The sequence below is a fragment of the Pseudomonas sp. MPDS genome (assembly GCF_013283895.1).
Lineage (GTDB): Bacteria > Pseudomonadota > Gammaproteobacteria > Pseudomonadales > Pseudomonadaceae > Aquipseudomonas > Aquipseudomonas rhizophila.
In genome coordinates this window covers 3,776,258-3,793,473 of the sequence record NZ_CP054128.1, presented here as the reverse complement: position 1 = coordinate 3,793,473, position 17,216 = coordinate 3,776,258, and the positions used below count along the sequence as shown (strand labels likewise).

The 17,216-nt window shown below is 62.9% G+C and carries 16 protein-coding genes; 10 read left to right on the top strand and 6 right to left on the bottom strand.

The window, feature by feature from the left end:
* Positions 1-15 precede the first annotated feature (15 nt).
* From HQ912_RS16680 to HQ912_RS16670, 3 genes are all read left to right on the top strand, one after another.
* Positions 16-495 carry a YbjN domain-containing protein gene (locus HQ912_RS16680; RefSeq protein ID WP_076385216.1) on the top strand — a complete coding sequence of 160 codons (480 nt, stop codon included), beginning with the start codon at positions 16-18 and terminating at the stop codon, positions 493-495.
* Positions 492-1,436 carry a peptidylprolyl isomerase gene (locus tag HQ912_RS16675; RefSeq protein ID WP_173407048.1) on the top strand — a complete coding sequence of 315 codons (945 nt, stop codon included), beginning with the start codon at positions 492-494 and terminating at the stop codon, positions 1,434-1,436. The genes HQ912_RS16680 and HQ912_RS16675 overlap by 4 nt, the downstream gene beginning before the upstream one ends.
* Positions 1,437-1,652: 216 nt before the next feature.
* Positions 1,653-2,651, top strand: coding sequence for a LysR family transcriptional regulator (locus HQ912_RS16670; RefSeq protein ID WP_047228952.1), 999 nt, complete (start codon positions 1,653-1,655; stop codon positions 2,649-2,651).
* On the opposite strand, the gene HQ912_RS16665 is transcribed toward HQ912_RS16670, so the two are convergent.
* Positions 2,646-5,219, bottom strand: a complete 2,574-nt coding sequence (locus HQ912_RS16665) for an EAL domain-containing protein (protein WP_047228953.1) — start codon at positions 5,217-5,219, stop codon at positions 2,646-2,648. The two genes, HQ912_RS16670 and HQ912_RS16665, sit on opposite strands and share 6 nt — an antisense overlap.
* Positions 5,220-5,622: 403 nt before the next feature.
* Here HQ912_RS16665 and HQ912_RS16660 point away from each other — a divergent pair, with 403 nt between their 5' ends.
* From HQ912_RS16660 to HQ912_RS16650, 3 genes are all read left to right on the top strand, one after another.
* On the top strand, positions 5,623-6,009 hold the full coding sequence (locus HQ912_RS16660; RefSeq protein ID WP_047228954.1) for an EF-hand domain-containing protein: 387 nt from the start codon (positions 5,623-5,625) through the stop codon (positions 6,007-6,009).
* A 162-nt stretch (positions 6,010-6,171) separates the two neighbouring features.
* Complete coding sequence (locus HQ912_RS16655) at positions 6,172-7,059, top strand: DUF692 domain-containing protein (protein ID WP_107321682.1); 888 nt, start codon at positions 6,172-6,174, stop codon at positions 7,057-7,059.
* Complete coding sequence (locus HQ912_RS16650; RefSeq protein ID WP_107321683.1) at positions 7,052-7,813, top strand: DUF2063 domain-containing protein; 762 nt, start codon at positions 7,052-7,054, stop codon at positions 7,811-7,813. The genes HQ912_RS16655 and HQ912_RS16650 overlap by 8 nt, the downstream gene beginning before the upstream one ends.
* A gap of 123 nt (positions 7,814-7,936) precedes the next feature.
* On the opposite strand, the gene HQ912_RS16645 is transcribed toward HQ912_RS16650, so the two are convergent.
* The 4 genes from HQ912_RS16645 to HQ912_RS16630 all read right to left on the bottom strand — a co-directional run bounded on the left by HQ912_RS16645 (position 7,937) and on the right by HQ912_RS16630 (position 11,448).
* Positions 7,937-8,431, bottom strand: a complete 495-nt coding sequence (locus tag HQ912_RS16645; protein ID WP_047228956.1) for a DoxX family protein — start codon at positions 8,429-8,431, stop codon at positions 7,937-7,939.
* Positions 8,432-8,449: 18 nt separating this feature from the next.
* A complete protein-coding gene (locus HQ912_RS16640; RefSeq protein WP_047228957.1) occupies positions 8,450-9,115 on the bottom strand; it encodes a ferric reductase-like transmembrane domain-containing protein in 666 nt (221 codons plus the stop codon).
* A 285-nt stretch (positions 9,116-9,400) separates the two neighbouring features.
* Positions 9,401-10,711: an ATP-binding protein gene (locus HQ912_RS16635; RefSeq protein ID WP_076385208.1), complete on the bottom strand. Its 1,311-nt coding sequence runs from the start codon at positions 10,709-10,711 to the stop codon at positions 9,401-9,403.
* Positions 10,708-11,448, bottom strand: coding sequence for a response regulator (locus HQ912_RS16630; protein ID WP_003202589.1), 741 nt, complete (start codon positions 11,446-11,448; stop codon positions 10,708-10,710). The genes HQ912_RS16635 and HQ912_RS16630 overlap by 4 nt, the downstream gene beginning before the upstream one ends.
* 232 nt (positions 11,449-11,680) lie before the next feature.
* Between HQ912_RS16630 and HQ912_RS16625 the strand changes: the two genes are divergently transcribed.
* From HQ912_RS16625 to HQ912_RS16615, 3 genes are all read left to right on the top strand, one after another.
* The gene (locus HQ912_RS16625; RefSeq protein WP_047228959.1) at positions 11,681-11,944 is read left to right on the top strand and encodes a DUF2790 domain-containing protein; all 264 of its coding nucleotides are present in this window, start codon (positions 11,681-11,683) and stop codon (positions 11,942-11,944) included.
* Positions 11,945-12,122: 178 nt separating this feature from the next.
* On the top strand, positions 12,123-13,334 hold the full coding sequence (locus HQ912_RS16620) for a cytochrome c biogenesis protein DipZ (protein ID WP_047228960.1): 1,212 nt from the start codon (positions 12,123-12,125) through the stop codon (positions 13,332-13,334).
* Between the two features lie 227 nt (positions 13,335-13,561).
* Entirely contained in the window at positions 13,562-13,891 is a 330-nt protein-coding gene (locus HQ912_RS16615) for a hypothetical protein (protein WP_047229012.1), read from the top strand.
* 8 nt (positions 13,892-13,899) lie between these two features.
* Here the strand turns inward: HQ912_RS16615 and HQ912_RS16610 are convergent, their stop codons facing one another.
* Positions 13,900-15,780, bottom strand: a complete 1,881-nt coding sequence (locus tag HQ912_RS16610; RefSeq protein WP_107321687.1) for a sigma-54-dependent Fis family transcriptional regulator — start codon at positions 15,778-15,780, stop codon at positions 13,900-13,902.
* Between the two features lie 361 nt (positions 15,781-16,141).
* On the opposite strand from HQ912_RS16610, the gene HQ912_RS16605 reads away from it, so the two are divergent.
* A complete protein-coding gene (locus HQ912_RS16605; RefSeq protein ID WP_173407047.1) occupies positions 16,142-17,215 on the top strand; it encodes an ATP-NAD kinase family protein in 1,074 nt (357 codons plus the stop codon).
* Position 17,216 lies beyond the last annotated feature (1 nt).

Genomic DNA, 17,216 nt, shown 5'->3' with positions numbered 1-17,216 from the left:
AAGGAAGAGTCGACCATGACTTCATTGATTGAACACGTCAGCCCAACGTCCCTGACCGAGCTGTTGCAAGCCGCCGGGTACCGGGTCAACGAAACGGAACAGAACGGCATCGTGCAACTGCTTAGCGCCAGCCAGGGCATTGGTTATGCGGTGCGCTTCGGCAACCTGTCGGCCGCGCCTGATCAGTATCTGGACTTCACCTTCAGCTGCGCCTTGCGGGTACAGGGTGAGTTGCCGGCCGGTCTGGCCGAGCTATGGAACGCTTCGCGGCGTTTTGCAAGGTTGTCGGTGCAGGGCGAGTTCCTGGTGATGGAAATGGATGTCGTGGTCGCCGCAGGTGTCAGCGCAGATCACTTGCGCAGCAACCTGGAGTTGTGGGATCGCCTGTTGCAGGAGTTCATCGTTTATCTGCGCGAGTACAGCCAGAACGCGGCACGGATGCAGCCCCAGGTTGAACCCGCCGAGCCGCCGTTGGAGGAGGCCACCGCATCGTGAAAAAACCGACTTTTGTTATCAGCGCCGCCGCGTTGGGCCTGGTCGCCGTGGCTGTTGTGCTTGGCCTGAGGCCGGGCAGCGATCCGGTAGCGGCGGTGCAGACCGTCAGCGTTGCCTCGGCCGATTCGCCGAGTCTGGCCCGCTTGGGCAACCAGCAAGTCAGCCCGCAAGAGCTCAAAGTGTTGCTGTCAGCGCTGGCGCCGGAAGTTCGTCAGCAGATGCTCGGTGACCGAGCGGTCCTGGAGGGTTGGATCCGTACGCGGCTGGCGGAAAAAGCCGTGCTGGAACAGGCCGATGCCCAGGGCTGGCGTCAGCGCCCGGAGGTGGAACGCCAGACCCGGGCGGCGGCCGAGCAGATCGTGTTTCGTGATTACTTGCAGTCGGTTAGTCAGGTGCCGGCCGAGTATCCCAGTGAGGAGGAATTGCAGCAGGCTTACGAGGCAGGGAAAGCCAACTGGGCAGTGCCGGCGCTGTACCGGGTCAGCCAGATATTCCTGGCCGCGACCGAGCCGCAAACAATGGAGGCGACGCGCCGCAGAGCCGTCGAGTTGAGCCAGAAAGCCCAGGCGTCGCCCGCAGAGTTCGCCGCCCTGGCGACCCGGTTTTCCCAGGATCGCACCAGTGCCGAGCGCGGTGGCGACAGTGGCCTGCAACCGTTGCAGCAATTGGTGCCGCCAGTGCGTGAGGCTGTGGCGCGTTTGAAGCTCGGCGCCGTATCGGACCCGGTGCAGAGCGCGGCGGGCTTCCATGTGATCAAACTCACTGAACAACAGCCGCCCCGGGAAGCAACCCTGGAGGAAGTACGCGAGCGCCTGACCCAGGCCTTGCGTGCCCAGCGCCAGGAACAGATTGCCAAGGCTTACCTGGACGGCATGCTTGACACCGCGACCCTGAGCATTGATGGCGCGCAGTTGAGCAAGGTGCTGGAGGAGGCTCGCTAGCCAAGCCCGCACCAAGCTTTTGTGGCGAGGGAGCTTGCTCCCGCTGGGCTGCGAAGCGGCCCCAAAAAGCTATATCCAGATTCCCGCTGGAGGACCGCGGCAACCTCATTGGGGCTGCTGCGCAGCCCAGCGGGAGCAAGCTCCCTCGCCACGGGAATTATGCTTGGCTGGAATGTGCATCAACGCTTATCCCGTACAACCGACAGGGAGTCACCTATGTCATTCATCGAGCCCGCAGGACGCCAGGCTGTCACCGAGTATCGCTCACCGTCGCGCATCGCTGAGCCCTGGCTGGTCCAGGCATCCGGCATTTCGCCTCAGGTGGCGCAGTGTTTTTTGGTCAGTGCTCGTTGCGGCTGTTTCATGCAGGCGGCTCGCAGCCTGAACGTCAAAGCGACCTGGCTGCGCAAGCAGTTGGCGCAGCTGGAGGCGACGCTGCAACGCTCGTTGTTCAGTTTCCAGGGCAGCGCCTTGACCCTCAGTCGCGAGGGCCGGCAGCTACAGGCGCGATTGATTGCACAGGTCCACGAAAGCTCAGTGCCGCACAATGATCAACCACGGGTCCGCCTGGCCGTGGCCGAGTCGATTCTGCACGACATCCTGGGCCGTGACCTGATCTCTTTGCTGCGGCGCAACGCCAGTGTGCGGTTGCAGATTATCACCCTGGACAGTGAGCTGGCGCTGCAAGCCATCAGTGCCGACCTGGTGCTGTGGTTGAGTGATTCGCACGCCTTGGGACCGGGGCCGAGTTTCCCCACACAATCACCCGAACGACTGGCACGGCTGGACTATGTGCCACACATCGCCAAGCGCTACTCACGCCCGGCTACCCGCCCCGAGTGCCTGGACGACCTGAGCGACTACATGCTTGTGCAATGGCAGCCAGACGGTCAGGTGGACAGCTTCGCGCCGTGGAACGCTCTGATGGAGCAACGCCGCGCGGGCGTGGTGCAGGTGCAATCCTACGCGTTGATGCTGGAAATGATTCGTTGCAGCGCCTGCATCGGTCTGTTGCCTCAGTACATGAGTGGCTTGGACCGTGGCCTGATCGCGTTGCCGAGGGTATTCGAGCACCCGATGCAGCGTCAGTTATGGATGGCCGTGGGCAGTCACGCCCTGGACATGCCGCAAGTGCAGATGCTTGTCGAATTGATTCGGCACACGCTGGATGAGCGCAAAGAGTGGTTTCAAGTCATCCAGAACGATGCCCTATAACCACCGGGGTGTTGTAAAGAACGAGGCCATTTCCGAGCGGGCCAGGGCCGAGCCGAAGTAGGGGCCTTGTACGTGGTCGCAGGCCACGCTGCGCAATTGGCTGAATTGCCGGGCGTTTTCGATGCCTTCGGCGGTGACCATGAGACCCACGCTGCGGCTGAGTCGGATCATCGCCAGCACGCCTTCGCGATCGTGTTCCAGGCCCAGCTGTGACAGGATGTTGCGATCAAAGCGTATGCCATCGAACGGTTGGTTCAGTACCTCGCGAAGGGAGGCGATGCTGGTGCCGAACTTGTCGATATTGATGCGCACGCCCAGGTCCTTGAGCGCATGAAGGGTACTGGCGACCGCTTTGTGGTCGATCAGCAGAACCCCTTCGGCCACTTCCAGGGTCAGGCGCTGGGGGACCAGGCCACTTGTCTCAAGGGCCGTTCGCACCTGATTGAGCAAGAAGCTGCTGCTGAACCACTTGGGCGAAACCGCGACGGAAACGTTGACAGCGGTGGGCCAGGTCACTGCTTCTTCGCAGACGTTGATCAACATCCAGGTCCCCAGCTCTTCCAGTTGGCCAGACGCTTCGGCGATCGGGATGAAGTCCGCTCCACCCAGTTCACCTTTCTCGGGATGGTGCCAGAAAGTCTGGGCCTCGAAGCCGTGCAGTTGTTCGGCACACACATCGAAGCGAGGCAAGTAACGCAGCTCCAGTTGTTCGCGTTGCATGGCGTCGCGCAGTTGCTGCTCATAGCGCCGACGGTCGCGGGCCATGTTGCCCATGGCCTCCTCATAGACCCGCCAGGTGTTGCGGCCCGCCGCCTTGGCTGCATACAAAGCGATGTCCGCGTGACGCAACAATTCAGTGGCGCGCTCGTCACCGGGTTGCGACCAGGCCACACCGATGCTCACGCCCAGGTACAAGGTGTTGCCGTCCAGGTGCATGGGGCGCTGCATGCAATCGATCAGGCGCTCACAGAGTTGTTCCAGGTCCCGGGGACTGCCGGGATCGGGCATGACGATGACAAACTCATCACCGCCCAGACGGGCCACCAGGTCGGAACTGCGCACGTTCTGCTGAAGGATATGGGCCACTTCCCGCAGCACTTTGTCGCCTACGGCATGCCCCAGGGAATCGTTGACCGGCTTGAACCGGTCCATGTCCAGGTTCAGCACCGCCAGCGGTGCCCCGTCGGCCGGGTCCAGGTGTTCGCTGAGGCAATCGAACAAGCGGTTTCGATTGGCCAGCCCGGTCAGCGGGTCGTGCAGCGAGAGGTGCTTGATCTGGGCCAGCGCCCGCAGCTCCTCGGTAATGTCGGTGGCGGTGCCCCGAAAGCCCAAGGTGCCGGCTTCGATGGCGCGGACCGAAAGTTTGCACGTGCGGATACGCTGATTGCGCGCGGTGTACTCGCATAACAACGGTGCCGACGAATCGCTGTTGGCCCCGCCGAGCAGCCATTGGGCAATCGAAATCGAGCCACCGTGGGGATGGAGCAACCGATGCAGGGGCTTGCCCAGCCATTGTGTGGGGTTGAAGCCGGTCACTTGTTCAAAACGTTCCGACAGGTAGGTCAGCGTCCCGGTCGAATCCACTTCCCATAACCAGTCGGAGGACACTTCGGCAATATCCCGAAAACGTTCTTCGCTACGTTCCAGTGCCTTGCGGTGGGCCAACAGGCTGGCGTATTGACGTTCCTGGGCGCGAAGCATGACCAGGGCATGGCGCAGCACCGCCAGCGCGAGGATGGCCAACACCAGCAGCGCCAGGACCAGCAAGGGCAGCAGGGCCTTGCGCAGGTCGTTGCCGGGGGTCTCCGGACGCCACGCCAAAGCCTCGCCGGTCTGGCCGTCAAGGGATATCCGGGCCGTGCCCATCTGCTCCGGCGCATGGGTGATGTGGGCATCTGGCAGGGCAAAGTCTCGCGCCAGGTTTTGCAAAGAGGCGGCATCAAGGACTTTCACGAACAGCAGCAAACTGGGCGGCCCCGGGATTTCGGGCACGCTGTCGTCGGTGCCGACGGTGATGGCCGAGGCGGCGACGAACGCAGGTGCGCCGTCGTGATGCAGCAGCTCGACGATGACTTCATCGCGGTTCTGCGGGTCGCTGGCTTTCTTCGCCAGCCCTTGCAGGTCACCGGCCAGCCACGTGTCGGCGTCGACCTCACTCATATCGCCATTGATCACCGAATAGACGGTTTTGCCGGTCGGGGAAATGACAAACACCGCCTGGTAGCCGTAGAGCCCGAAAACGCTGCTGCCGACGTTTTCCTGGTCATAGGCCCAGTCTTTGTCCATTTCGACATGCAGATGCCGGTAGGCGTCGCTCCACTTGGAATAGTCACTCAGGTCCCGCCCGATGCCGGCGCGGATACCGTCGATGGCGCGCTGGGCGAAAAACAGGCTCTGTTCACGGGCGCGCCTATCCTGGGCCCCGGTAATGCTGAGCAACAATGCGATAGCCAGTGCTGACATGACGAACAGCAAAAGCATGATGGCCGGGAAGGTGCGACGGGTGAAGCTCTGGCTGGGCAGGCCTGGGGGCGAAACGGTGGAGTCGTTGCCAGCATCTTCAGTCATAAACAAGCCATCAGCTAAACGCGAAATATCCCGCACGTCCCTGTATCGGCTGTCGGCTCAATTAACTTAACCGTTCCGACAGTTGACACGGCGTAGAGGCGCTTGGCTATTGGCCTTCAGGCAAAACGGTCGTCGCAGAGGCCTGGCTCATTCCTTGTCCTGGCGATTCCCCGGCAGCTGTTTGGCGATCTGCATAACGATGCCGCGCTCGTTCGGATCGACCGGCCACGCGCGCATGGGCGTGTATCCCAGTGTGTAGCAGGGCGGCCTGGATACATTTGCTTGTTTTCACCTCGGCTGGCGACACAGCCCGGATACACATCGACGGTTAACTACGCCTGCCAGCCGACACCGATCCCCGGTGCCGGTGACTGGCGTATCTGAACTTTCGAGGAACACCCCCATGCTCAACTTCTCCAGCAGTTCGTCTCTTGCACTCGGTCTGGCCCTGGTCGGCGGCCTTGGCCTTTCCACCGCAGCCTCGGCCCTGACCATGAACGATCTGGCCCAGGGCTACACCCTGGCGGCGGCCGATACGGTGAAGAAACCCGCTGAGGGCAAGTGCGGCGAAGATAAATTCGCCAAGACCGATACCAACCACGACGGCAAGGTTTCACGCGAGGAGTTCATTGCGGCGGCGCCGGAGCGCGCGGCTGAATACGACAAGATCGACGCCAACCATGATGGCGGCATCTCGTTGCCTGAGGCCGAGAAATACCTGGCGGGCCAGGCCAAGAGCGCCGAAGGCAAATGCGGCGAGGGCAAGTGCGGGGCGGCTATCGAGTCCTGACTTTCACCGGTGGGAAGTCTGACGGGGCAGGCGCCAGTGATGCCCTGTCGAGCGAACAACTGTGGCCAGGGAGCCGCTCCCTGGCCACAGGGTTTGGTTTTTACAGACTGATTGGCAATCGCCCTTCATGGCTTCCCATCTCTTACCCCAAGGAGATGTGCCATGCCTCAACATTCAGGCCTGAAAGGCCCCGCCGTACAGGTCACCCCCTCAATTACCAAACCCTCAGTAGGCCTGGGTCTGCGCCGCGCCTTGCTCGATGAACTGCGCAAGGCGCCCGCCGGGGATTTCGACTTTCTCGAAGTGGCCCCGGAGAACTGGATCGGCATTGGCGGCGCTCACGGCGCCGCTTTGCATGGGCTGGCCGAACGCTATCCGTTGTCGTGTCATGGCCTGTCGCTGTCTTTGGGCGGACCGGCGCCGCTGGACCTGGCGTTTCTGGCGCAGGTGCGCGACTTCCTGGAGCGCTTCAATGTACCGATGTACAGCGAGCATCTGAGTTACTGCGGCGATGAAGGGCACTTGTATGACTTGCTGCCGTTGCCCTTTACCGAGGAGGCGGTGCATCACGTAGCGGCACGGATTCGGCAGGCCCAGGACGTACTGGGGCGCCGCCTGGCCGTGGAGAACGTTTCCTATTACGCCGCCCCGCAACAAGACATGACGGAGCTGGAATTCACCCTCGCGGTATTGCACGAAGCCGATTGCGACCTGCTGCTGGACGTCAACAATGTCTACGTCAACTCGGTCAATCATGGCTTCGATCCCCAGGCATTCCTGGCTGGCCTTGCGCCTGAACGGGTGGTGGGCATGCACGTGGCCGGGCACTACGACGAGTCCGATACCTTGAAAATCGACAGTCATGGCGCGCCGGTCAAACCGCTGGTCTGGGCTTTGCTGGCTCAGGCCTACGCGCGTTTCGGCGTCCAGCCGACCTTGCTCGAGCGGGACTTCAATTTCCCGCCCTACGCCGTGCTGGCCGCCGAACTGCAGACTATTCGCCGATTGCAGGATCAGGCCGAGCCGGGGCAGGCGGTGGCCCATGGCTGAAATCATGCAGACACTGCAGCAACAGCAACAGGCGTTGACCCGCTACCTGCGCGATCCTGATCACTGCCCGATTCCGCCGGGCATGGACGTGGCTCGGGCGCAGGTGTATCGGGACCTGATTTTCGAAAACATGCGTGCGTTGCTCAGCGGCACATTCCCGGTACTGGTGAGCGTGCTGGGGCAGGAGGCGTGGCGGGCCTGCGTACGCCGTTTCTTGCGTGAGCATCGTTGCGTAGCCCCCCGGTTCGCAGACATTGCCGGGGAGTTCGTGGGCTATCTCGCGGCCCGGCAGTCGCCTGACGAGCCGGCGTTCGTGGCCGAGCTGGCTCACTACGAGTGGGTCGAAATGGCACTGCTGCAAGCGCAAGCCGAGTCGCTGCCGGCCAGTGACGAGGCAGCATTGCTCGATCAGCCTTTGCGTGTTTCACCTTTGGCCTGGCCGCTGGCGTACCTCTGGCCGGTGCATCGCTTGGCGCCGGGCTACCAGCCCACGACGCCACCGCCGCAACCGACGCTGCTGCTGGTGCGGCGAACGCCTGGGTTTGCGGTGCGCTTTTCCGAGCTCAGTCCGTTGGCCTGGCGGCTGTTGCAGCGTATCGAGCAGTTTCCCGGGTTGGCTGGGCGCGACCAGTTGTTTGCGCTGGCGCGGGAGGCGGGGGTGGATTCAAACGAATTCATGGACAACGCGGTGATGTTGTTGCGCCAGATGCACAGGGAAGGGGTGGTCGGCGTGCAAGCGCAATCCGGCGGTTAAGCGCAGAACCTCCTTGTGGGAGCGAGCCTGCTCGCGATAGCGGTATTCCAGCCAACTTCGATGTGACTGGTCCACCGCCATCGCGAGCAGGCTCGCTCCCACAGGGATATGTATCAGGCGATGTTATCGGCGGTATCCCCGAGTGAGCAGCGCATCGACACTCAACTTCCCGGCCCCCTGCAACAGCAGCGGCAACAACGCCACCAGATAGATCAACGGCAGTTTGAAGTTGCCGTGGCCTTTGTTGGTGATGGCGTACCCCTGGGCCAGTTCACTCAAGGTTGACCAATCCGCCGGCCAATGCACGGCGGCGGTGGCGACGACCGTGACGACCATCAACACCAGCGCCGAAAGGCGAGTGCCCAGGCCCATCAGCAAGGCGAGGGCGCAGAGCAGTTCGGCCCACATCGACAGTTCCCAGTTCCAACTGGCCGGCAAGTGGTTGAAGGGGAAGGGGAACGCGGCCTGGATTTGGGCAAACCAGTTGTCGCCCTGCCATTTCTCCCAACCGGATTCGAAAAACTCCCAGGCCAGGAACAGGCGCAGGCCCAATGGCCCGAGCCACGTTCCGGTCTGATCGAGTGTTGTGCGCAGGCCTTTCAAAACATCTGCAGACATGATCGATCTCCCAGGGGCTCAATTCGAGTGGTCAGTGGCAACCAGAGGGGCGGCTGCGCGGCCCGACGGGGATGAACTCCTTCGGCGCGCGTTGGCCTGGGCGAGCTTGCCCACCAGACGAATCGCGATGGCGGCGCAGGTCAGGCCGAAGGGCAGCACGTACCAGGCACTCATGGGAATGCGCTTGAAGTTGGAGTAGGCAAAGATCGCCACCAGCACCCACATGCCGCTGACGTGCAGGCGTTTCCAGGTTTTGCCGCCAATCAGGCGCGCGGTGCTTTTGAAGGAGGTCAGGGCCAGCAGCAGGATGAATACGTATCCGACGGAGCCGGGGATATTGCCAACGGTGGTGCGACCCGGCCAGAACTCGGGGTTGAGCTGCCCATAGCTGTAGATCAGCACGGCGTGCACCAGATGGGAAAACGCGAAGGCCAAACCGATGAAACGTCGCTCGCGGACCAGGGACCGGCTCAGGGGCGATGGCACCAGCACGGCGAACGCCGAGGCGGTAAAGGCCAGCAGAAACAAGGCGAAGGATGAGCGGGCTGTGGCGCGGATGGCGCTGCGCACGCCCTCGGTCAGGTCCGGGTTGAGCGCCAGGGTCAGTGCGGTCATCAACAGCACCAGGGCGGCAAGCAGGCTGAACAGCGACCAGCCCTGGAAACGAAACGTGGAAGCAGGCATGAGAAGGCTCCTTGGGTGTGGGGCCCGGTCGTGAATAGCGACCGGGAACACGAGGGAGTTTTTCAAACGGGTGTAAGTGGGGTGTGTCTGGAATTCGGGCGTTTGCAAGCCTGTGTAACCGTGCCTGTGGCGGACACATTGGCATACAAAGCCCGAGTACATTAAAGCCTGGGGCTGAACCTTTGTGGGAGCGAGCCTGCTCGCGATAGCAGTGGTGCAGCTTGCACAGATGTCGGCTATACCGACGCCATCGCGAGCAGGCTCGCTCCCACAGGTGGATCGGGGTTAAATTTCCCGGCTGAGCCGCAACTCGGCACACAACCCGCCGCCGTCACGATTGCTCAAGGTCAGCGAACCGCCCATGGCGATCGCCAGTTGCTGGGCGATGGCCAGCCCTAACCCGGTACCACCGGTTTCCCGGTTGCGCGAGCTTTCCACCCGGTAGAACGGTTTGAGCACCTCGGCCAGCTCCTGCTCATTGATGCCGGGGCCACGGTCCAGCACTTGAATCGCCAGTTGTCCGCTGTCAGTGCGCTGCACCTGGATCTGCGCCGCGCCGCCGAACTTCAAGGCGTTGTCCACCAGGTTGACCAGCACCCGGCGCAGGGCATGGGGCCGGGTGTCGATGACCGCGGCGTTTTTCCCGGATAGCTGCACGTCCTGGCCGATGTCCTGATAGTCGAACACCAGGCTGTCGAGAAACGCATCCAGGTTGATGCGACAGCTGGCTTCGGTGGCGCCATGGATGCTGCGGGCATAGGCCACACCTTCGCGCACCAAGTGCTCCATTTCGCTCAGGTCGCTACACAGCTTGTCCTTTTCGATGCCGTCGTCCATGAACTCGGCGCGCAGCTTCATGCGCGTGATGGGGGTTTGCAAGTCATGGGAAATCGCCGCCAGCAACTGCATGCGCTCCTTGAGGTAGGCGGCGATACGGTCCTGCATGGCATTGAACGCCTTGGCGGCATGCACCACTTCGGTCGGGCCTTTTTCGTCGAGGCGGACGCTGTGGGCATTCGGGTCCAGGGTTTCCACCGCCTGGGCCAGTCGGGTCAGCGGGCCGACGGCGATGCGCACGGCCAGCCAGGTGCAGCCGATCAACAGCGCCAGTTGCCCCAGCAACACCACCGGGAGCCAGGGGGAGAGGGGCATCATCGCCGGGCGCACGTCGATGGTCAGCGGGCTGCCGTCGGCCAGGCGCAGGTGCGCCTGGTAATGCTGCTTCGGTCCGGGAATGTCGGTGAACGTCAGAGCGTAGGCTTGGCCGATGGCCTCCTGGATTGAAGTCACCGACACCGGGGCGTTGTCAGGAAGCATTCGCTGGCCTGGCTGACCTTCATCGAGCAGGTAGCCATAGTTGCGTCGGGCGAGTTTCGGCAGCCAGGCCTGGCGCTCGGCAGCCGGCAGGCGGTCGAGAATGGCGACCGAGGTCGAGACGTCGGTTTCCAGGTTGCCGAGCATGGTGGTCTTGGCACTCTGGTAGCGTTCGTAATACTGGGCGCCGAACGACAGGCCCTGGGCCAGGATCAGGCCGATCAGGAAGATCAGCGACAGGCGCGAGGCGAGGGTGCGCGGCCAGCGCAGCGGCAGGGTCATACCGACGCCTCAAGGATCTCCACCGGCAACGAGAACACATAGCCTTCGCTGCGCACGGTCTTGATGTAGGCCGGCTCCCGGGCATCATCCAGCAACCGTTGACGCAGGCGGCTGACCAGCAGATCGATGGAGCGATCGAACAGATCGGCGTCCCGGCCCTGAGTCAGGTTCAGCAACTGATCGCGATTGAGCACCCGCTGCGGGTGGTCGAGGAACACCCGCAACAGGCGATATTCGGCGCCGCTCAAGGCGACCATGGTGCCGTCAGTGTCCAGCAGGTGCCGTGCAGTGGTGTCCAGGCGCCAGCGGCCGAACGCCAGCAGGCGACCGCTTTCGGTGACCACCAGGTTGGGCGGCAGCATGCGGGTACGCCGTAGCACCGCGTTGATCCGCGCCAGTAACTCCCGGGCGGCGAAGGGTTTGACCAGGTAATCGTCGGCGCCCATTTCCAGGCCGATGATGCGGTCGGTTTCATCGTTGCGGGCGGTGAGCATCAGTACCGGTGTGGCCTTGTGTTTACCGGCGCGCAGTTCCCGGCACAGCACCAGGCCATCATCGCCCGGCATCATGATGTCCAGCACGATCAGGTCCACCGGGGTCGTTTCCAGAAAGGCACGCATCTGCCGGCCATCGGCAACTACGGTGGTACGCAGGCCGTTCTTTTTCAGGTAGTTGCCCACCAGCTCTCTGATTTCGCGATCGTCATCCACGATCAACACATGATCGACGTGATCCATGGTGTTCTGCCCCTTGGCGTTTCGTTGTGATCAGTCTACAGGCGCCGGCCAGCCCGGCTCGCGGCGGTTTGTATTGCAGTGTATCTGGCGCGCGGCGGATACACAGGGATTCAAAAAGCCGCGTTGCCCGATACAGACGCGATACCTCACGGGCATTCAATGGCATCCATCGAGGCGGCACAACACGCCCCGGCCGAAAAACCCACCCATTGAATGCATCGAGGATACCGCCATGAACACCAAAGCCGTCTACGCCGCCTGCCTTTTCGCCGCGCTGAACATCTGCACCTTGTCGGCTCGGGCCGAGAGTCACGTCCAGGCTCAGACCTACGCCTATGGCACCCACCTGGATATCCAGAAGGTCCTGTCCCTCAGCGAAGATCCGACCCCGGCCTGCGGCGTGGTGAATGCCCGCATGACCTACCTCGACTCAGCGGGCCACAAGCAGGCGCTGGACTATCGCAAGCTGGCTGACAACTGCAGCAACCAGAACTGACTCGCCGTGGCAGCCAACCTGTGGCAGTAAATCTGTGGGAGCAAAGCTTGCTCGCGATGCAGGCGCCTCGATTCCTGGCAATACCGCGTCGTCGTTTATCGCGAGCAAGCTTTGCTCCCACAGAGGCGCCGCCCGATTTGGTGTGTTCAGTCTATCTACCTACCGTTGAGGTGTTGCCATGCTTTTGATCGCTTTTCTGGGCGGGATCCTGACGATCCTCAGTCCCTGCATTCTTCCGGTGGTGCCGTTTCTGTTTGCCCGGGCCAATCGCTCACGGGGCTCGGTACTGCTGACGCTGGCCGGCATGGTGCTGACGTTTGCCCTGGTTTCGAGTCTGGCGGTGGTCAGCAGCGAGTGGGTGGTGCGAGCCAGCAGCGTTGGCCGGCAAATCGCTCTGTGGGTGATGGTGCTGTTCGCCTTGTCGCTGATGTTCAGCCGGGTCGGTATATGGCTGGCGCGGCCGCTGGTGAGCCTGGGCAACCGTATCGATAACGGCGCCGGACGGATGGCCGGGCCTGTGGGCTCGGTGCTGATCGGGGTCGCCACCGGGCTGCTCTGGGCGCCGTGCGCGGGGCCGATACTCGGGGTGATTCTGACCGGGGCCATGCTGCAAGGCGCGAGCGCTGAAACCAGTCTGCTGCTGCTCGCTTACGGGCTGGGCAGTGCCTTGTCGCTGGGTGTGCTGATCCTGGCCGGGCGCGGATTGGCCGACCGCCTCAAGCTGTCATTGCCGATCACCACCTGGCTGCGCCGGGGTACCGGTGTCGTGGTATTGCTGGCAGCCGTGGCGATTGGCACGGGTGCCGATGATCGCCTGTTGGCCAGTACCTCCTCCCAAGGGGCTGCGACCCTGGAGCAGGGGGTACTGAAGAATGTGCCCAAGGCCATCGATTACCTGGTCGAAAAGGCGAGCGCGGCCCCCCTGGAATCGCTTCAGCCTCAGGGCGAGATGCCATCCCTGGAGGGCGCCGTGCAATGGTTGAACTCGCCACCCTTGAGCAGCGAGTCACTGCGGGGCAAGGTGGTGCTGGTGGATTTCTGGACTTATGACTGCATCAACTGCCAGCGCACGCTGCCCTATGTGAACGATTGGGCGCGCAAGTACGAGAAGGAGGGGCTGGTGGTGATCGGCGTGCACACACCTGAGTACGGCTACGAGAAAATCATCGACAACGTGCGCGAGCAGGTTCGCAAGCTGGGGATCAACTACCCGGTGGCCATCGATAACCAATATGCAATCTGGCGCGCTTTCAACAATCAGTACTGGCCAGCCCACTACTTCATCGATGCCAAGGGTCAGGTGCGCTACAGCCACTTTGGCGAAGGGCGGTATGCCGAGCAGGAACGGGTGATTGAGCAATTGTTGGAGGAAGCCAAGGCCAGCCAGTAACCCGTGGCAAGGGAGCTTGCTTAAGGCGAAGGGATCTGTGGGAGCAAGGCTTGCCCGCGATAGCTGCACCGCGGTCGAACAACTGAACCGCGTTATCGTTCATCGCGGGCAAGCCTTGCTCCTACAGATAAATCCCTCCCCGCAAGGAATTGCGTAGCCGTGCTGGCCCCTTGCTCTTTCCAAGGTTGTCAAACTTCTTTTATTTCAGAAAGTTGGGCGACAAACCTATGCGGATTTCTATGTGGGTCGTGGTGACGTGTCTCCTGGTCGCCGTTTCGCTTGAGGCTCAGGCAAAGGCCCTGACGAAAAACCAGCAGTCGGTGTGCCGCTGGGGTTCGGACATTGCCGCCGGCGCCCAGGCGTCGAAGCTTTCCGGGATCACCTTGTACGGCGCGCGCAAAAGGTTGCAGGTGCGCAAGTTTCCCCGGCCGTGGATGCGCATGACCGCCCTGGGCATCACCGAACAGACCTATAACAGCGCTTCACGTCTCAAGCCCGCGGCCATCAAGCAGACCTACTACGAACAGTGCGTGCGGCATGCGCTGGCGCGAAGATAAGCGTTGGTTCACGCCGGGCTTCTGCCGGGCATTTCGATGCCATGCAGGTGAACCCTTCGATACAGGGTCGCTCGGGAAATGCCCAGCGCCCGTGCAGCGGCGGTGGGCTTCCAGCGATGCCGCACCAGCGCATCGAGCAGCATCTGACGCTCCGGGCTGGCGCTGGGTTGTGGTGCGTCCACAGGCGCTTGTGTGCAGTGCAATGACTCGGGCAGGTGACTGAGCTGGATCACACTCGCCTCGCTCACCGCGCAGGCGTAGCGCAGCACATGACGCAACTGACGGATATTGCCCGGCCAGTGATAACCAAGCAGGCATTCCAGGGCTGCGCCGCTCAATTGCGCCATCCCCCCGCACTGCGCCGATTCCTCCTCAAGGATGCGGTTGATCAACGCCAGCCGATCACTGCGCTCACGCAGCGGCGGCAGTTGGAAGCGGGCGCCGCCCAGGCGAAAGTACAGATCCTCGCGAAACCCGCCAGCGGCGACCAATGTCTCCAGGTCCCGGTGGGTGGCGCAGATCACCTGAATGTCCACGGCCCTGCGCCGTGACGCCCCCAGTGGCGCCACTTCACCTTCGGCCAATACTCTTAGCAGGCGCGTTTGCAAAGCCAGCGGCATGTCACCGATTTCATCCAGAAACAGTGTGCCGCCATCGGCTTGTTGCAGCAGGCCCTGCATACCTTTGGCCGAGGCCCCGGTGAAGGCCCCGGCAACGTAGCCGAACAACTCGCTTTCGATCAGGCTTTCGGGAATCGCCGCGCAGTTCAATGCCACGAACGGCCGGTCACGGCGCTGGCTGGCCTGATGCAGTTGGCGGGCAAATACCTCCTTGCCAGAGCCGGTTTCGCCTTGGATCAGCACCGGCAAGTTGCGATCCTTGACCCGTACCGCCAGACGCAGGCTGTCGGCCAATCGAGGATCCAGCTCCACCGGGGCCATGGCAACCCGGGGGCGCGGATTGGCCCGCTGTCGCGGCGCACTCAGGCGACCATGCAAAGGCGACTCGATGCCGGGGCTGGACAGCGGATACAGACGCTCGTCGCGGGCTCGGTGCAGCAGTTGCTGGTCGAACACCTGGCTGATGTGTTGCGGCAGTTGGCCGTAGTGTTGCAGCAGGTACTGGCGAGCTGCGGGGTTCAGGGCTTGCAGGCAACCGTCGTCGTCCCAGGCGAACAGCAAGTCCGGCTGGCTGTCGACGTAGCCGGCGTTGCGATGGGCCCGCAGCACCCAGTAGCCCTGGGCGCTGCTCATGAAAAACGCCTGTTCGATTTCCCGAGCGCTCTGGACCACCATCTGCCGGATCAGGTGCTGTGAGCGTCGATCATCCGGTGAACGCACCGCCGAGACATCCAGAACCCCGAGCAACTGCCCTTGCGGGTCGAAAACCGGCGCGGCGGAGCAGGTCAGGCCGATGAACGCCGCCCGGAAATGATCGCGCTTGTGCACCGTCACCGGGGCTTTGGCCGTGAGCACCGCCGCCACGCCGCAGGTGCCTTCTTCCCCCTCCGACCAGCAGGTGCCCAAGTACAGCCCGGCCTTGCGGCAGTCATTGCGAATGGTGGTTTCCACCCGGTAATCGATGGTCTGGCCCTGGGCATCGGTGAGCAGCACGCAGTAGTCGGCATCCCGCACCCGACCATGCAGCCGGGCGACTTCTTCGCTGGCGATATTAAGGAACAGTTCCGAGCGCTCGCGGCATTGCTTGAGCACGTCCTGGGACAGGATGCGCGGGCCCTGCAGCGAACCGGGGTCCAGATGATGTTGCTCCATGGAGCGACGCCAGGAGTCGAGGATCAGGTCCGGGACGGGCAGCTGTGGCAGTTGCGCCGCGTTTTTCAGTACGCGGCTGACGCAATCCACATGCGCCCGGGAGTGAGCGGAAAGCATACGGGCCTCCGTTTCAGCTTCTTATCGTTGTGCGCTCATTAAGCGCCGTTCGTTGTGCGCAGACAAGCTCGGCGAGCCGCACCGGCAAGTGTGAGACGCCACGTCTCACGGTCTCGCCAGAACCTCGTGCAGGCTGACATGTCGCGTCTCACAGCGCGTGGGTGGATTCCCTCGGAGGAGGCGCTGCGAGGGCTCTGTTCCGGGCCTTTCGCCGGTTCTATCGGTATCTGGCACCGCCCTTGCTCTAGCGTCTGCAACCGACCCGTTCGGACTGCCAATAATAAAAAACGAGGTGTCCCATGTCTCTGCACCGAGGGTTTTGCTGCCCAGGTCGTCCATCTACTCAACTGCCGGTGGCGCCATGAGTCGCCGTCCACTGACCGTGGGCATCATTGCCAACCCGGCGTCGGGGCGCGATGTGCGACGCCTGACCGCCAACGCCGGGTTGTTTTCCAGCACCGACAAGGTTTCGGTGATCCAGCGGCTGCTGGCCGCCTTTGGTGCCACCGGTATCGAGCAGGTCCTGATGCCGACCGACATGACCGGCATTGCCGCCGCGGTGCTGAGGAACAGCCACAGCCGCCAGGCGCGCAGCAGCCATTGGCCGGCCCTGGAATTTCTCGACCTGACGCTGCGCCAGACCGTCGAAGATACGCGTCAGGCCGCCCGCCTGATGGCAGAACGCGAGGTGAGCCTGATCGCCGTGCTGGGCGGCGACGGCACCCACAAGGCCGTGGCCGCCGAAGTCGCTGATATCCCGCTGCTGACCCTCTCCACGGGCACCAATAACGCCTTCCCCGAACTGCGCGAAGCCACCAGTGCCGGATTGGCTGGTGGGTTGTACGCCAGCGGCCGGATACCTGCGCAGATCGGCCTGCGTCGCAACAAACGCCTGTTGGTCTGCGATGCCGGACGTGGTTTGCGCGAAGTCGCCCTGGTGGACGTCGCCGTGTCGCCGCTGCGCTTTGTCGGCGCCCGGGCCATCAGTCGGGCGCAGGACCTGGCCGAGGTGTTCGTGACCTTCGCCGAGCCGCAATCCATCGGCCTGTCGGCGCTGTGCGGCTTGTGGTTCCCGGTGTCACGCCAGGCAGCGGGTGGTGCCTGGATGCGCCTGGACCCGCAATCGCCCGAAGCGTTGCTGGTGCCGCTGGCCCCTGGTCTGTTGCAAGGCTGTGGCGTGCTCGCCGCCGGCCCTTTGGAGCCCGGCGTCGCCCACAGTCTGTCGCTCTCCAGAGGCACCCTGGCCCTGGACGGCGAACGGGAAATCGAATTCAACGCGCAGGACCGGCCCACGGTCACTCTCGATGCCGGCGGCCCGCTGAGCATCGATGTCAATGCGGTGCTGGCCTACGCCGCGCAACAGCGTTTGCTGGCCATCGGCCGCGAACACCCGCAACACCCTCTGAATCTTCAAGAAGACACCCCAGGAGAATAAA

Bases quoted from the DNA above. Each gene is read 5' to 3' on its own strand.
- HQ912_RS16680 (WP_076385216.1), top strand. From the start codon at position 16: ATGACTTCATTGATTGAACACGTCAGCCCAACGTCCCTGACCGAGCTG.
- HQ912_RS16670 (WP_047228952.1), top strand. From the start codon at position 1,653: ATGTCATTCATCGAGCCCGCAGGACGCCAGGCTGTCACCGAGTATCGC.
- HQ912_RS16665 (WP_047228953.1), bottom strand. From the start codon at position 5,219: ATGACTGAAGATGCTGGCAACGACTCCACCGTTTCGCCCCCAGGCCTG.
- HQ912_RS16660 (WP_047228954.1), top strand. From the start codon at position 5,623: ATGCTCAACTTCTCCAGCAGTTCGTCTCTTGCACTCGGTCTGGCCCTG.
- HQ912_RS16655 (WP_107321682.1), top strand. From the start codon at position 6,172: ATGCCTCAACATTCAGGCCTGAAAGGCCCCGCCGTACAGGTCACCCCC.
- HQ912_RS16650 (WP_107321683.1), top strand. From the start codon at position 7,052: ATGGCTGAAATCATGCAGACACTGCAGCAACAGCAACAGGCGTTGACC.
- HQ912_RS16645 (WP_047228956.1), bottom strand. From the start codon at position 8,431: ATGTCTGCAGATGTTTTGAAAGGCCTGCGCACAACACTCGATCAGACC.
- HQ912_RS16640 (WP_047228957.1), bottom strand. From the start codon at position 9,115: ATGCCTGCTTCCACGTTTCGTTTCCAGGGCTGGTCGCTGTTCAGCCTG.
- HQ912_RS16635 (WP_076385208.1), bottom strand. From the start codon at position 10,711: ATGACCCTGCCGCTGCGCTGGCCGCGCACCCTCGCCTCGCGCCTGTCG.
- HQ912_RS16630 (WP_003202589.1), bottom strand. From the start codon at position 11,448: ATGGATCACGTCGATCATGTGTTGATCGTGGATGACGATCGCGAAATC.
- HQ912_RS16625 (WP_047228959.1), top strand. From the start codon at position 11,681: ATGAACACCAAAGCCGTCTACGCCGCCTGCCTTTTCGCCGCGCTGAAC.
- HQ912_RS16620 (WP_047228960.1), top strand. From the start codon at position 12,123: ATGCTTTTGATCGCTTTTCTGGGCGGGATCCTGACGATCCTCAGTCCC.
- HQ912_RS16615 (WP_047229012.1), top strand. From the start codon at position 13,562: ATGCGGATTTCTATGTGGGTCGTGGTGACGTGTCTCCTGGTCGCCGTT.
- HQ912_RS16610 (WP_107321687.1), bottom strand. From the start codon at position 15,780: ATGCTTTCCGCTCACTCCCGGGCGCATGTGGATTGCGTCAGCCGCGTA.
- HQ912_RS16605 (WP_173407047.1), top strand. From the start codon at position 16,142: ATGAGTCGCCGTCCACTGACCGTGGGCATCATTGCCAACCCGGCGTCG.